This window comes from Bacillus atrophaeus, from assembly GCF_039519175.1.
Lineage (GTDB): Bacteria > Bacillota > Bacilli > Bacillales > Bacillaceae > Bacillus > Bacillus atrophaeus.
In genome coordinates, this window is record NZ_CP154443.1 from 2,495,257 (window position 1) to 2,510,750 (window position 15,494).

The 15,494-nt window shown below is 47.6% G+C and carries 10 protein-coding genes; 6 read left to right on the top strand and 4 right to left on the bottom strand.

Translation table 11 applies throughout. From position 1 onward, the window contains the following. The first annotated feature begins 2 nt into the window (after window positions 1-2). The 3 genes from lepB (at window position 3) to AAHT65_RS12570 (ending at window position 2,808) form a co-directional block, all read left to right on the top strand. Window positions 3-503 carry a signal peptidase I gene (lepB, locus tag AAHT65_RS12560; RefSeq protein WP_003327688.1) on the top strand — a complete coding sequence of 167 codons (501 nt, stop codon included), beginning with the start codon at window positions 3-5 and terminating at the stop codon, window positions 501-503. A gap of 203 nt (window positions 504-706) precedes the next feature. Then, entirely contained in the window at window positions 707-2,194 is a 1,488-nt protein-coding gene (locus tag AAHT65_RS12565; protein WP_390841211.1) for a monooxygenase, read from the top strand. Window positions 2,195-2,277: 83 nt separating this feature from the next. Beyond that, a complete protein-coding gene (locus AAHT65_RS12570; protein ID WP_003327686.1) occupies window positions 2,278-2,808 on the top strand; it encodes a MarR family transcriptional regulator in 531 nt (176 codons plus the stop codon). Between the two features lie 51 nt (window positions 2,809-2,859). Here the strand turns inward: AAHT65_RS12570 and AAHT65_RS12575 are convergent, their stop codons facing one another. Both AAHT65_RS12575 and AAHT65_RS12580 read right to left on the bottom strand, forming a co-directional pair. Further along, on the bottom strand, window positions 2,860-4,008 hold the full coding sequence (locus tag AAHT65_RS12575) for an AbrB family transcriptional regulator (RefSeq protein ID WP_315916698.1): 1,149 nt from the start codon (window positions 4,006-4,008) through the stop codon (window positions 2,860-2,862). Window positions 4,009-4,114: 106 nt separating this feature from the next. Beyond that, window positions 4,115-5,317: an MDR family MFS transporter gene (locus tag AAHT65_RS12580; protein ID WP_151291002.1), complete on the bottom strand. Its 1,203-nt coding sequence runs from the start codon at window positions 5,315-5,317 to the stop codon at window positions 4,115-4,117. Between the two features lie 113 nt (window positions 5,318-5,430). Here AAHT65_RS12580 and AAHT65_RS12585 point away from each other — a divergent pair, with 113 nt between their 5' ends. Continuing rightward, entirely contained in the window at window positions 5,431-7,158 is a 1,728-nt protein-coding gene (locus tag AAHT65_RS12585; RefSeq protein ID WP_106359802.1) for an SgrR family transcriptional regulator, read from the top strand. A 35-nt stretch (window positions 7,159-7,193) separates the two neighbouring features. On the opposite strand, the gene AAHT65_RS12590 is transcribed toward AAHT65_RS12585, so the two are convergent. Both AAHT65_RS12590 and AAHT65_RS12595 read right to left on the bottom strand, forming a co-directional pair. Further along, window positions 7,194-7,523, bottom strand: coding sequence for a four-helix bundle copper-binding protein (locus AAHT65_RS12590; protein ID WP_106359801.1), 330 nt, complete (start codon window positions 7,521-7,523; stop codon window positions 7,194-7,196). A 95-nt stretch (window positions 7,524-7,618) separates the two neighbouring features. After that, complete coding sequence (locus tag AAHT65_RS12595; RefSeq protein ID WP_003327683.1) at window positions 7,619-8,056, bottom strand: ferritin family protein; 438 nt, start codon at window positions 8,054-8,056, stop codon at window positions 7,619-7,621. 205 nt (window positions 8,057-8,261) lie between these two features. Between AAHT65_RS12595 and addB the strand changes: the two genes are divergently transcribed. Next, window positions 8,262-11,762, top strand: coding sequence for a helicase-exonuclease AddAB subunit AddB (gene addB, locus AAHT65_RS12600; protein ID WP_343310305.1), 3,501 nt, complete (start codon window positions 8,262-8,264; stop codon window positions 11,760-11,762). After that, window positions 11,749-15,453, top strand: a complete 3,705-nt coding sequence (gene addA, locus AAHT65_RS12605; RefSeq protein ID WP_343310306.1) for a helicase-exonuclease AddAB subunit AddA — start codon at window positions 11,749-11,751, stop codon at window positions 15,451-15,453. Before addB ends, addA begins: the two co-directional genes overlap by 14 nt. Window positions 15,454-15,494: the final 41 nt, after the last annotated feature.

Below are 15,494 nucleotides of genomic sequence, written 5' to 3' on the forward strand. Positions count from 1 at the left end.
TTTTGAAAAAACGGTTTTGGTTCATGGCCGGTGTGGTGTGTGTGGTTCTGGTCATTCAGGCTAAAAATGCTGTTTTTATTGATTATAAAGTTGAAGGCATCAGTATGAAACCGACCTTTCAGGAAGGGAATGAGCTGATGGTCAATAAGTTTTCGCATCGCTTTAAAACCATCCGCCGTTTTGATATCGTGCTGTTTAAAGGCCCGGAAAAAAAGGTGCTGATCAAACGGGTGATCGGCTTGCCAGGGGAGTCTATCCAATATCGGGATGATAAGCTGTATGTCAATGGAAAACAGGTTAAAGAACCTTTTTTGAAATCTCTAAAATCCGTATCTGCGGGGAGCCATGTGACCGGAGATTTTACGCTAAAGGAAGCAATAGGTAAAGATGCGGTGCCAAAGGGACAATATTTTGTAATTGGAGATAATCGTATTTACAGCTTTGACAGCCGCCATTTTGGACCGGTTAAGGATAAAGATATCGTCGGAGTCATTTCTGATTGAGGCTCTATAAAAAACCAAAAGACGCCAATATACCGGCGTCTTTTTTTGTGATAAATTTGGAAAAAAGGTGTTGATACACAAGCTTGGAATCATTATAATAAATATTGTTACGTGTGTAACAAAAAATAAAAAGTCTGAATTAAGGTTCATGGATGATATTCTTTTGTTTTTGTTTCCCTCGTAATAAAAAAGGAGTGGTGAATATGGATTACCAGACAGTCATTATCGGAGGCGGGCCGGTCGGATTTATGCTGGCTTCGGAACTTGCTTTGGCAGGCGTGAAGACATGTGTGATTGAGCGTCTTGAGCAGCCTGTCCCGCATTCCAGGGCACTGACGCTTCATCCCCGCACGCTTGAGCTTCTTGAGATGAGGGGATTGCTGAATCGTTTTGCATCACAAGGGAAAAAAATATCTTCAGGGCATTTTTCTATGCTCGATACCCGTCTTGATTTTTCCGGTTTGGATACAAGCACTAATTATACCCTGCTGCTCCCTCAGGCGATGACTGGACAGCTGCTGGAGGAATATGCGCGCGGTTTGGGCGTGGATATTTTTCGCGGAGCGGAAGCGCTGGCCGTTACCCAAAATGGGGAAATGGCTCAAACGATCGTGAGGGAGCATGATGGCACTGTGCGTACTCTGCGAAGTTTGTTTGTCGCGGGTGCTGACGGAGCGGGAAGCATTGTCCGAAAGCAGGCGGGAATTGAATTTATCGGAACGGACAGTACGGTGACGGCAGCTCTTGGAGATGTCAAGCTGCTTTCTCCACCGGCATCAGGCGTTCTTTCCCTTTGTACAAAACAGGGGGGAGCCATGATTGTTCCTCTTTCTCCGAAGCTTTATCGGGTAGTGGTTGCCAGCCCTTATCGTGCTCAGACGCCGAAGGATGTACCTGTTACAGAAGAGGAATTGAAAGCAGACCTCATGCGTATTTGCGGAACTGATTTTGGCCTGACCGATTCTGTGTGGACGTCTCGATTCGGGAATGCCGCCCGCCAGGCAAAACAGTATCGGAACGGAAGGGTATTTCTTGCGGGGGATGCGGCTCACATCCATTTTCCTGCGGGAGGGCAAGGTTTGAATGTCGGCCTTCAGGATGCCATGAATCTGGGGTGGAAGCTGGCGGCGGACATCAACGGCTCTGCGCCGTCATGGCTGCTGGACAGCTATCATGCTGAACGGCATCCTGTTGCTGAAGATCTTCTGTCGAACACGGAAGTGCAGACACGCCTCTTGGATTTCACGCCGGCCGGACTCCATTTGCGAAGTATGATGTCAAATATACTGGCATTTCCTGAGGTCAACCAATATATTGCGGGACAAATATCTGCTCTTGATGTGTATTATAAGGCTGATCAAAAGATGCCGGCTCATGTCCTCAATGGAACGAGGCTGTCGAATGTAGAACTGGTCCTTCCTGACGGTAAATCCGAGCAGCTTTACAATTTCCTGCGATCAGGGAAATATGTTCTGCTGTCGCTGCGGCAGGAAGCTGGTCATGAGTCCCGGTCCGACGTGTTTCAGACCGTTTTCGCCTCCTTCGCTGAACCACGTGAACAATGGTGCGGCGTCCATACTGCATTGATACGTCCGGATGGCCACGTCGCTTGGGCGGTCGATGCATCAGACCCCGATTGTTCCGCTGCCATTCAAGCAGGTATCAGCCGCTGGTGTTCGGCTGGCTGCTGAGTGTAACATGAATTCGATTGTTTCATCTGTAACAAAACGTTATAGTAAAAGAAACAAACGAATGAAAAGGATGGAAGAGACGTATGGATCAATTAAATCAAGAGCAAGCCAAACGCGCCATTTTTGAGTTATATACTGAGCTGATTCATCAGCAGGAGAAATGGGAAGGCATTATCAAAACATTCTTATCTGACGAGATGAAGAAACTGGATCATGGAAGCAGCCAAAAGCCCCAATTGACAATGACGGAAATCCACGTTCTGTCTTGTATTGGGGAGCATGAGCCGATCAATGTCACCTCTATTGCAGATAAAATGAATACCACAAAAGCCACGGTATCCCGCATCAGCTCAAAACTGCTCAAAGCGGATTTTCTTCGCAGGACACAGCTCAGTGATAATAAGAAGGAAGTATATTTCCGGCTGACACCGGCCGGGAAGAAGCTGCACGGCTTGCATCAATACTATCATCAAAAAATTGAACAGCGTTTCATCTCATTTTTTGACCGATATACCGATGAAGAGATTTTGTTTGCGGAAAGGCTTTTTCGGGATCTGGTGACAAATTGGTATCCTGCGTCGGATACGATTGATCATGTAATCCAAGATCTTTAAATCAGAAAAAAAACACGCAGCCACTGTGCGTGTTTTTTTCTGCCGTTATGATCAGCTCGCGTTATAGGAGCTTTCCGTTTCCTTCTTTCCATCATGAAGGTGGTGCAGCAGCCGATAGAACGGCGGAAGCATGGCGATGACGAGGATCACCCGAATCACCTGAACCGCCACAACAAAGGTGGAATCTGCGTGCAGGGTGACGGAAGTTGTTGCCATCTCAGCTATTCCGCCTGGCGCAAAAGCAAGAACAGACGTGATCAAAGAGATTCCAGTCAGCTTGGAAACAATAGCGGCGCTTAACAGCATGGCTGCGATTAAACCGATTGACGAAACCAAGGCGACGAAAAGGATACGCGTCACACCTGCAAACATACTTCTGTACATTTTAGAGCCGATTGTTGCGCCGAGAAAGATTTGTGACACATGGTTTGCCTGCGAAGGCCACCACGCGAGCATGTCATGTCCTGTCACAGAGGCCCCGCCGATTTGGACGGCCGCAACGCCGAGCATGCTGCCGAGCAGCCACGGAGCGGGGAATTTCAGCCATTTAGCCGCTTTACACGCGCCCCACGCGATGAGTGCCAAACATCCGGTCCATAGCACCGGCCCAAGGCCTAATTCCACTGTTGCGCTTGAAATCGTATGCTGGGCATCAACCGCTGCGCTGCCTTGTTTTGCATATAAAAAGATCACAAGAAAAGGAATGGACAAAACGACGAGAAGCACCCGCATCATTTGCACAAGACTTACGATGGCGGTGTTTGCGCCGACTTCCTGAGCGATGCTGGGCATAGCGGAAAGTCCGCCGGGCGCCGTGCCTACAAAACTTGTCATCATATCCGTTTTACTGAAACGCCAAAGCACATAACCGGACAGCATGGCGAGAAGTATGGACAATATCAGCATAATTCCCACTGAAAGCCAGTGGTCTTTTAAAACTGAGAGGACGGACAAGTTTAGTTTTTGTCCTAACTCTATCCCGAGGATCATTTGTCCGAGAGCGAGCCAGCGTTTGTTAATGCCTTTTTGGTCGGGTGCCATCATCAGCCATGACGGGCGGAGCATGGCGAGACAGCAGCTGACAAGCAGCGTGCCGATCATCCATCCGATTGACATCCCGGTTAACGAAAGAATAAACCCCCCTGCTGCACTGATGGCGATAAACCAAATATCTGTAAGGAGATTTTTGTCTTTCTTCAATGAAAACCCTTCTTCCTTTACACGTAACACTCCAATTGTTCACGTAGTGAATGTATTATTACTATAGTATATTTTCATTGATAAAGAAATTATGAATTATTTTCTATTAGCCATTCATTTTTCTTATGACCTTGTGTTCGAGCTTCTCTATTGTGTAAGTCAGGGATAAACCCGCTGCCAGCAAACACACGGCAAGGGCGTAAAAAATCACTTCTCCGCCAAACGATGTCAGGATCAGCCCGCCTGCCAGTGGTCCGATTGAGCGGGATATATCCCAATGTAGGCCGTATACCGCATAAAACCGGCCGAGCAGATGAGGCGGTGCCAATTTCGAAATGAAGGTCTGGATGTGAGTTAGTCCAATACTTTCGCCAACTGTCATCACCGCTGCCGTCACTAAAAGCATTGTCAGGGAGGTTGAGCATGCAAAGCCGGCAGCCGCAAGTGAGTAGCAGATATAAGTAAAGAAAAGGATCGTTTTCATTGAAAGCTTTTCTGTCCCTTTTACAAGAGGAACTTGGAGAATAAAGCTGAATAAAGCTTTTGCAGCCGAGTAGATGGTCAGCATGGATAGATAATCAGAAAACATGTTTTTGCTGAACAGCCTGTATGTTGTTTCTGTTTGCGCGTATAACATGCTGATGGGGAGAGAAAGCAGCAACAGAAGCAGTACAGGCCTGTATATCGTAAAGCTCTCGGATATTTCCGATGTTACAGCTGACTTTAGCGGCTTTGTTTCTGGCAGTTTCAGTGCAGCGATCAGAAAGTAGATGAACAATGCCGCAGCATCTAAAGTGAATATCCACACGGGGTTATGATTGTACAGCAGCATCCCCAATAGTGGCCCTGCCGTCAGGCCAGCCGAATAGATCGAATTGATAACCGCAAACACTTCCGAACGTCTGCTTTCCGGCGTGCTTTCGGCGATTTGGGCACGGGAAGCAGGTATGTACAACGATCTCCCGATGCCATTCATGGCGTAGAGAATGGCAAAAACATACGCATGATCGGCAAACACAAACCCCGTCATGGCCGCTGATTGCAGCAGCAATGCGATCAGAATCGCTGTGCGCCGCCCGAGCTGGTCCGTTACCCGTCCTGCAACGAGTGTCAGGCAAATATCAGCAAATGGTTGAAGGCTGATAATAAGCATCGGAATCATGACACTGCCGTTTAATTGTTCATGCAGGTACAGCACCATAAAAGGACCCATCATTGCACCTGTCAGGCTTGTCAGCATTTCGCCGATAAAGCGGAGCCAAACTGGAGCGGTATATCTCGATTTTATAGCTTGAAAGCTGGTCAACATGTGATCGCCGCCTTTCGCTGTTTGATATAGTAGTAGTGTATAGAAGGGGCGGCGGCCCAAAAAGTGAAGACAATAAGAGAAAAAGATTCCCCTTTTGTCGGGAGGTGCGGGGATTGAAGCTGATTGAGCACTACGTGGCACTTGTAAAAACAGGACGCGCTGCATATGGACAAATGAACGAAATGACGCTCACTGAAGTTGCTGACTGTTTATTTTGTACAGTAAGAAATGCAAAGCTCATATTACATAAGCTGGAGAATAAGAATTGGATCATACGGGAAAGCGGGGCAGGGCGCGGCCGCAAATCCAAAATCGCATTTCTTCGCCAGCCTGAGGAACTGCTTCTTCAAACTGCCAAGGAATATACAATGGCTGGAAAGCTTAAAAAGGCAAAGGAGCTGCTTCAGCAGTATCAGTCCGCGTTTCCGGGGCTTCAAAACGAATATGGTATGTGGATTTCTGAGGTATTCGGTTTTGTGACAGAGACCGGCGGGAATGGAGAAAAGGATGTTCTCCGGCTGTTCATCACCCCTGAATCTGTCAGCAGTTTGGACCCGTGCCAAATATTTTTGCGGTCTGAGGGGCATTTCGTCAAGCAGATATTTGATACATTGCTCACGTTTGATCCGGCTGTGCAGGAGCCGAAGTCTCATTTGATACATGGATGGGAAGAGGACGGGAAAAAACGATGGAGATTTTTTCTTCGAAAGGGTGTGTCTTTTCATAATGGACAGCCGCTGACAGCGCGGGATGTTGCGTTTACGTTTCAGCGCTTTTTGACACAGGCTGACAACCCGTATAAATGGCTGTTACACGGAGTGAAACAAGTCTTAGAAAATGGCCCTTATTGTGTGGAGATCATACTTGATAAGCCGAATGAGCTTTTGCCGTATGTTCTTTGTGATGAACGGCTGTCCATTCTGCCAGCGGAACAGGGAAGCGGGATCAATGGAACAGGGCCTTTTCGGGTGAATCAGCATTGCGAGCAGATCCTTGTGCTTGAAGCCAATGAGCGCTACTTCAAGGGACGGCCCTTTTTGGATCGCGTTGAGTTTGTCTTTTCTGAACAAGCCGGAGAGATGAACGGTTTTACCATTCAAGAAAAACAAACATTTTCTGAGCAGCAAACTGTTTTTGATGAGCGACATGTTCAGTATTTGTCACTCAATCTGAAAAAGAAGGGGCCTCTGCAGCATAGAAGCTTTAGAAAAGCGCTCCGCCTGCTGATTTCCTCTGAACGGCTCGTTCGTGAAGCGGGAGGGCACCGCAGAACCCCGGTTACGTCTTTTTTGCATTCGAGTCCTTTTGATTGGGGAGGCGTTTCACCTTCTGAATTGCTGAAGCAAAGCGGATATAAGGGAGAAACGCTGGTGCTGTATACCTTTTCGGAAACAGATCATCGTGAGGATGCCGAGTGGATTCAAAATGTTTGCGCCCAACATGGCATCAGGCTTACACTTCAATTCTGTGATTCTGCTGATCTGCGCCGGCACGAAATCGTGCAGATGGCGGATATCATTCATGACAGTGCGACGTTTTATCAAGACAGTGAGTTTGGTTTTATGCATTTGCTGCTGTCGGAGAACAGTTTTTTGTGTCAGCATCTATCTGAAAAGCTGGAACAGATATGCTCAGGAATGACAGTACGGATATTTTCAATGTCTGACCGCTGTTCGAGAATCCATATGCTGCAGGACATTGACCGTCAGCTTATACAGGAGTTCAATGCGATCCCGCTGTATCAAAATGTGCTGCAGGTGACATCAAGTGAGAATGTGAAAGGCCTGATGCTTGATGAAGAGGGGTGGATTGATTTGTACTCCGTGTGGCTGTCCAAATAAAAAAGAGGGTTCTATTATTGAACCCTCTCCGTCTTTTAAGACGCTGCCATGCTTCGGCATTGCTCAGCACAGGCAAAGCAAGACTTCGCACACGCTTGGCAATGGTCATGATCATGCTTTTGACATTCTGTGCCGCAAGCTTCACACACATCGGCGCAGAGGGCGCAAATTTGCTTCATAAACGGGCTGTCTGTTTGCATCGCTTTTACAGCCAACTCGCATATGTCGGCGCATTCTCTGTCCAGCCGGATACAGCCGCTTAAGTCGTGATGGGCTTGCTCTTTCAGGCAGCGGCTGAAACAGGTGTTAAAGGCTTCGATACAGCTCACGCACGCCTCAAGGCAAGCTTCTGCATGTTGTGTCATCATACATACCTCTAAAAACATTGTATGCTGAACCATTTCCCGAAACATAGAATGAAAACAAACTTATGTATATATACCCAAAACGGGTATATAGGCTAAAGGGTTACCATGTAATACAAAAACCAGACGGCATGGTTTTGTTCATCTCGTGCAGCGCGGGTAAAAGTGCCTTTTGCCTTTAGGTTTGTGGTTTCCTCCGCGGTGCGTAAATAAAAATCAACGGTTTTCTGTTCATCCTTAAAGGCTGCGTCAAGCCCTCTCGCGAATGAGTCGGGACAATCTTCCGTTTGTTTAGGCATGATTTGTTTTCCGGTAATGGATGAATACAGTGAGGAGAAGGCGCGGAGATGGCGAAGTTCATCTTTTCTGATTTCCTCAATTTGTTTTCTTACTTCCTCCCGGTGCGCTAATTGGGAGAGCTTGCGATAATATTGAACTGCACTGTATTCTCCGTTAATGGCCTTTTCCAAATTCTTAATTAAAACGGGATCTTCACGAAGCTGCTGCGGATATGGATAATAGCCGTAATGCAAGGGATTCACCTCTGCTCTTAGAGTTGGGCTGTCATTAAAGTATATGACCGCTTTAGTGATATGTGCTGATTGTTTTATGTGAAGGCGGAAGCGGTTTTTCCCGGAATTGGACATGAAAAGGCCGTTTTTACCAATAGATCAGATTGGTCATTTTCGTCAACATTCGATAAAATATAGAAAGATTACAAGAGAGGGGACTTCTAATTTGGGAGCAGAGTTTTTAGTAGGCAGATCCGGGAGTGGAAAAACGAAGCTGATCATAGACAGCATTCAAGATGAGCTGCGCCGGAATCCATTCGGGAAACCGATCATTTTTCTAGTCCCGGATCAAATGACGTTTTTAATGGAATATGAGCTTGCTAAAACGCCTGGTATAGGCGGAATGATACGCGCTCAAGTGTTCAGCTTTTCACGTTTGGCCTGGCGTGTCCTGCAGCATACGGGCGGAATGAACCGGCCGTTTGTCACCAGCACGGGAATCCAAATGCTTTTGAGAAAGCTCATTGAAGAGCATAAACAGGAGTTTAAAGTCTATCAAAAAGCGAGTGACAAAAGCGGGTTTACCGAACAGGTAGAACGGATGCTGACGGAATTTAAACGGTACTGCCTTGAGCCTGAAGATATCCGCCGCATGATTGAAAGCGGAACTGCCACAGACTATCGCGGCGAGCGGGTGTTAACCGATAAGCTGCATGATTTGTATATTTTATATCAGCAGATGGAAAAGAGCCTTGAAAACCAGTATCTTCATTCAGAGGATTATTTAACGCTGCTGGCGGAACAGATCCCGTATGCGGAAGATTTGAAAGGGGCGCATGTCTATGTAGACGGCTTTTATCAGTTTACTCCGCAGGAATTCAGAGTGCTTACGCAGCTTATGGCACAGGCTGAGCATGTGACGTTTTCACTGACGGCGGACAAGCCGTCACATGTGCAGGCGCCTGATGAGCTGGATCTGTTCAGAATGACAGGCAAAACATATTATCAGCTCCATCAAGCAGCTTCGGAGCTTCATTTGGACATCACAAACAGAGAACTGACCGAGACGAAACGATATCAGCAAACACCGGAGCTTGCCCATTTAGAAGCAATGTATGACGCGCGCCCGGCTGTTCCGTTTTTGGAAAAGCAAGAAGCCTTTACCGTGATGCAGGCTGCGAACAGGCGGACAGAGCTGGAAGGAATTGCCCGTGAAATTCATGCTCTTGTAAGAGATAAGGGATTACGCTACAAGGATATGGCAATTCTCGCCCGCCAGCTGGAAGATTATAAGGATATGGTTAAAGAAGTATTTGCAGATTATGAAATTCCTTACTTTATAGATGGAAAGGCATCCATGCTGAACCATCCGCTTGTTGAGTTTATCCGTTCAAGCCTTGATGTCATAAAGGGAAATTGGAGATATGAAGCGGTGTTTCGCTGTGTGAAAACCGAACTGCTATTCCCGCTTGACCGTCCGAAGAACATCATAAGGGAGCAGGTCGATCAACTGGAAAACTATTGTATCGCTTACGGAATTAAAGGCGACCGATGGACGAGAGGCGACCGTTTTGTTTACAGGCGGTTTGTTTCACTGGATGATGATTTTGCGCAAACAGATCAAGAGATTGAAATGGAAAACATGCTGAATGACACAAAAGACTGGATTGTTCCGCCGCTTTTCCGTCTTCAAAAACGGATGAAACAAGCAAAGACGGTCCAAGACATGGCGGAGGCTCTTTATCTTTATTTAGAAGAAACGGATATTCCGTTAAAGCTGGACCAAGAAAGACAGCGCGCGGAAGAGGACGGGAGAATTATCGAAGCGCAGCAGCATAATCAGGCTTGGGACGCTGTCATACAGCTTCTCGAGGAATTTGTGGAAATGATGGGCGAAGACGAAATTTCGCTGTCTCTTTTTCAGCAAATGATGGAGACGGGTGCGGAATCGTTAAAATTCGCTCTGATTCCGCCTGCACTCGATCAAGTCTTTGTCGGCAATATGGATTTATCGAGAATGTACGGTACACGCTGCACCTTTGTTATCGGTGCGAACGACGGCGTACTTCCGGCGCGGCCTGAGGATGACGGGGTGCTGTCTGATGACGACAGGGAATGGCTGAAAACCATTGGAGTCGAGCTGTCATCCGGAGGGCGCGAACGTCTGCTTGATGAGCACTTTCTCATATATATGGCGCTTTCCAGTCCATCTGACCGCCTTTATGTATCCTACCCGATCGCAGACGCCGAAGGTAAAACGCTTTTGCCGTCAATTTTGGTCAAACGGCTTACAGAACTGTTTCCGGAGCATCAGGAAAGGCTTTTGACCAATGAACCGGAACAGGTCAGCGACTGCGAACAGCTCTTGTATCTCGTCAATAAAAGCGTGGCGCAATCGTATACGGCAAGCCAATTCAGGTTGTGGTTAAGGGAGTATGACATCAGTGATGTATGGTGGAGCACGTATAATGTATTGATGAATGAACCGGACAGGCTGAACTCGAAAAAACTTTTCTCCAGCCTGTTTTTCAGAAATGAAGTCAAACCGCTTGAACGCGCTGTATCGAGACAGCTGTACGGCGAGCATATTCATGGAAGTGTGTCCAGAATGGAGACCTTTAACGCTTGTCCGTTCTCCCATTTTGCGTCCCACGGCTTACATCTGAAAGAACGGCAATTTTTCAAGCTGGAAGCGCCGGATATCGGACAGCTGTTCCATTCCAGTCTGAAGCTGATTTCAGACCGGCTTCGTGAACAAAAGCTGGATTGGCGCGATTTAACAAAAGACCAATGTAACAAGTTCTCTTACGAGGCGGTGGAGCGGCTCGCGCCGAAGCTCCAAAAAGAAATTCTGCTTAGCTCAAACAGACATTATTATGTCAAGGAAAAGCTGCAAAAAATTGTGGCGCGCGTGTCCGGCATTTTAAGCGAGCATGCGAAGGCGAGCGGGTTTGCACCGGTTGGGCTTGAGCTTGGTTTTGGCGGGAAAGGCCCGCTGCCGCCTCTTACATTCACATTAAAAAACGGCTGCACGATGGAGCTTGTCGGACGCATTGACCGCGTGGATAAAGCGGAAAGTTCAAAAGGGCTGCTGCTGAGAATAGTGGATTATAAATCCAGCGACAAGGGTCTTGATTTGTCAGAGGTATACTACGGCCTTGCTCTGCAAATGCTCACGTACCTTGATTTATCCATTACGTATTCGGCAGATTGGCTCGGCATGAAGGCTACACCGGCCGGCGTTCTTTATTTCCATATTCACGACCCGATGATTCAAGCCAGCGTTCCGCTCGGGCTTGATGAAATAGAGCAGGAAATTTTTAAGAAATTTAAGATGAAAGGCCTGCTGCTCGGCGATCAGGAAGCGATTCGATTAATGGATACGACGCTCCAAGAGGGAAGGTCAAATATCATTAATGCCGGGCTTAAAAAAGACGGTTCATTAAGGTCTGATTCAGCGGCGGTCGGAGAAGAGGAATTTCATCTGCTGACACAGCACGTGCGGCGGACCTTTCAGGAGGCCGGCGAACAAATCACCGACGGGTGTGTGTCGATTGAGCCGTATAAGCTGAAAGATAAAACACCCTGCACATACTGCTCATTCAAATCAGTATGCCAGTTCGATGAATCATTGGAAGAAAACGAATATCGCACGCTGAAAGCGGAAAAAGATCATACCATATTAGATTGGCTGAAAAAGGAGGGAGATGGCGATGCAAATTCCTAAACCGGCAGACAGCACCTGGACAGATGACCAGTGGAACGCCATTGTCTCATCCGGACAGGATATTCTCGTTGCAGCGGCCGCTGGATCGGGAAAAACCGCTGTGCTTGTTGAGAGAATGATCCGAAAAATTACCGCGGAGGAAAATCCGATAGATGTGGACCGTCTTTTGGTCGTGACATTTACGAACGCATCTGCGGCTGAAATGAAGCACCGGATCGCGGAGGCTTTGGAAAAAGAGCTCGTGAAACGTCCCGGCTCTCTTCATATCAGGCGGCAGCTGTCACTGTTGAACCGGGCCAGCATTTCAACCCTTCATTCGTTCTGCTTGCAGGTGCTCAGAAAATATTATTATCTCATTGATCTTGATCCGGGCTTTCGGATTGCCGATCAGACAGAAGGCGAGCTGCTCGGGGACGAGGTCCTTGATGAACTGTTTGAAGACGAATACGCGAAGGGTGAAAAAGCGTTTTTCGAACTGGTGGACCGGTATACGACAGACCGGCACGACTTAGACCTTCAGCACCTCGTGAAACGGGTGTATGAGTTTTCCCGTTCCCATCCCGATCCAAAAACGTGGCTGGAAGGTTTCGTTCATCTTTACGATGCCTCAGAAAAAAGTACGATTGAAGAACTGCCGTTTTATCCATATATGAAAGAAGACATTGCGATGGTGCTGAGTGCTGTGAAAGAGAAGCTTCAGCGGGCGCTTGAGCTGACAAAAGTGCCGGGCGGCCCTGCGCCGCGCGCTGATAATTTTCTGGATGATCTTGCACAGACAGAGGATCTGATCGCACATTCGGCGGATTTCACTGAATTATACAAGCGGGTTCCCGCAGTCTCCTTTAAGCGTGCCAAAGCGGTCAAAGGAGATGAATTTGACCAGGCGCTCACAGAAGAAGCGACGGATTTACGGAACGGCGCGAAAAAACTGCTGGAAAAACTAAAAACGGATTATTTCACAAGAAGCCCCGAGCAGCATCTGAAGAGCCTGTCGGATATGAAGCCTGTGATTGAAACGCTCGTCCAGCTTGTCATCAGCTACGGAAAACGGTTTGAAGCCGCCAAACAAGAGAAATCAATTATTGATTTCTCTGACTTGGAGCATTACTGCTTGTCTATCCTGACAGCCGTGAATGAGTCGGGGGAGCGCAAGCCGAGTGAGGCGGCGGCTTACTATCAAGAGCAGTTCCAAGAGGTGCTGGTTGACGAATATCAAGATACGAATCTTGTGCAGGAAGCCATCCTGCAGCTTGTCACAAGCGGGCCTGAAGCTTCAGGAAACTTGTTTATGGTAGGGGACGTCAAACAGTCCATCTACCGATTCAGGCTTGCCGAACCGCTTCTTTTCCTTTCTAAATATAAACGATTTACCGAAACGGGAGAGGGGACAGGCCGGAAAATTGATTTGAACAAAAACTTTCGAAGCCGGGCGGATATTTTAGACAGCACGAACTTTCTGTTTAAGCAGCTCATGGGCGGCAAGGTCGGCGAGGTTGATTATGATGAGCAGGCGGAATTGAAGCTAGGAGCCTCTTACCCTCCGAATGACCAGACTGAAACGGAGCTGTTGCTGATTGACAGAGCGGAGGAAAAAGAGGCGAGTGAAGAAACAGAAGAGCTCGAAACCGTTCAGCTTGAAGCAAAAGCGATTGCAAAGCAGATTCGAAAGCTCGTATCCTCTCCTTACAAAGTCTATGATGGAAAATCGAAAACACACAGCAATATCCGCTACCGCGATATCGTGATTTTACTGCGTTCCATGCCGTGGGCGCCGCAAATCATGGAAGAACTGAAAGCTCAAGGCATACCCGTCTATGCCAATTTGACATCAGGCTATTTTGAAGCGGTCGAGGTGTCTGTTGCGATTTCCGCTTTAAAAGTGATTGATAATCCGTACCAAGATATTCCTCTCGCTTCCGTGCTGCGCTCGCCGATTGTCGGCGCAGATGAAAATGAACTTTCGCTCATTCGGATGCATAATAAAAAAGCGCCTTTCTATGAAGCGATGAAGGACTATCTTTCAGGCGGGGACCGAAATGACGAGCTATATCAAAAGCTGAACACGTTTTTTGAGCTTTTGCAAAAATGGCGCTCTTTTTCGAAAAACCATTCAGTTTCCGAGCTGATATGGGAAGTTTATCGTGACAGCAAATATATGGACTATGTCGGCGGTATGCCGGGCGGAAAACAGCGGCAGGCCAATTTGCGCGTTCTCTATGACCGGTCCCGCCAGTATGAATCGACGGCATTTCGCGGTTTATTTCGTTTCTTGCGGTTTATAGAACGTATGCAGGAACGGGGCGATGACCTCGGGACAGCGAGAGCGCTCAGCGAGCAGGAGGACGTGGTCCGCCTGATGACGATTCACAGCAGCAAGGGGCTTGAATTCCCTGTCGTATTCGCTGCGGGACTTGGACGGAATTTTAATATGATGGATTTGAATAAATCATATCTGCTGGACAAAGAGCTTGGTTTCGGCACAAAGTTTATTCACCCCGAATGGCGCATCAGCTATCCGACACTTCCGCTCATCGCCATGAAGAAAAAAATGCGCCGGGAGCTGCTGTCAGAAGAGCTGCGTGTGCTATACGTGGCTTTAACAAGAGCGAAGGAAAAGCTGTTTCTTGTCGGCTCCTGCAAGAATCGTGAGAAGCAGCTGGCCAAATGGCAGGCTTCAGCGTCTCAGCCAGACTGGCTTCTCCCGGATTTTGAGCGGTATCAGGCGAAAACGTATTTGGATTTCATCGGTCCCGCATTGATTCGTCACAGAGACATGGGGACAGATGCTTTACAAGGGCTTGCGAGTCAAGCTGACATATCAGAACACCCTGCCCGGTTTAACATCCAAATGGTCAGCGCCCAAGATTTATTGGATGATGATCTGGAAGAAAGACAAGAGGAAAAGAGCGGCCGTCTTGACGCCATCCGCCGCGGTGAGCCTGTGTCCGGTTCGTTTGAATTCGAAGAACAAGCTCGGCAACGCCTGTCATGGCGATACCCTTATCACGACGTGACAAAAATTCGCACGAAGCAGTCTGTTTCCGAGATCAAGAGAAAGAAAGAATACGAGGACGAATACAGCGGCCGCTCTCTTATCAGACCAGCTGACGGAAACATGTTGTACAGGCGCCCTGCGTTTATGATGAAAAAAGGGCTGACTGCGGCTGAAAAAGGAACGGCGATGCACACCGTTATGCAGCATATCCCGCTTACACATGTACCGTCAAAAGAGGAAGCGGAATGTATTGTCAAACGTCTTTATGAAAAAGAGCTGCTCACCGAAGACCAGCAAGCCGTTATTGACCTAGAGGAAATCGTGCAATTTTTCCATACTGAAATCGGCGAAAAGCTGATCGGCGCAAAATGGATTAACCGCGAAGTGCCGTTTAGCATGGCGCTTTCAGCACAAGATGCGTTTCTGGACACTGAATCTAAAGATGAGCCTATATTGGTGCAAGGGATTATTGACTGTCTGTATGAGACTGATGAAGGGCTTTACTTGCTGGATTACAAAACGGACCGAATCGAAGGGAAATTCCAGCACGGATTTGAGGGGGCGGCTCCTATTCTTAAAAAACGGTACGAAACTCAAATCGAGTTATACACAAAAGCTGTAGAACAAATAACGAAAACCAATGTGAAGGGACGTGCACTCTACTTCTTCGATGGAGGACACGTTTTGAACGTATAACGAGATCCATTAGCTCCCTGTTTCGAATGGGAGCGGATCTC

Excerpts from the sequence above, each read along its gene's own strand:
- AAHT65_RS12565 (WP_390841211.1), top strand. The coding sequence starts at position 707 with ATGGATTACCAGACAGTCATTATCGGAGGCGGGCCGGTCGGATTTATG.
- AAHT65_RS12570 (WP_003327686.1), top strand. The coding sequence starts at position 2,278 with ATGGATCAATTAAATCAAGAGCAAGCCAAACGCGCCATTTTTGAGTTA.
- AAHT65_RS12580 (WP_151291002.1), bottom strand. The coding sequence starts at position 5,317 with ATGTTGACCAGCTTTCAAGCTATAAAATCGAGATATACCGCTCCAGTT.
- AAHT65_RS12590 (WP_106359801.1), bottom strand. The coding sequence starts at position 7,523 with ATGACACAACATGCAGAAGCTTGCCTTGAGGCGTGCGTGAGCTGTATC.
- addA (WP_343310306.1), top strand. The coding sequence starts at position 11,749 with ATGCAAATTCCTAAACCGGCAGACAGCACCTGGACAGATGACCAGTGG.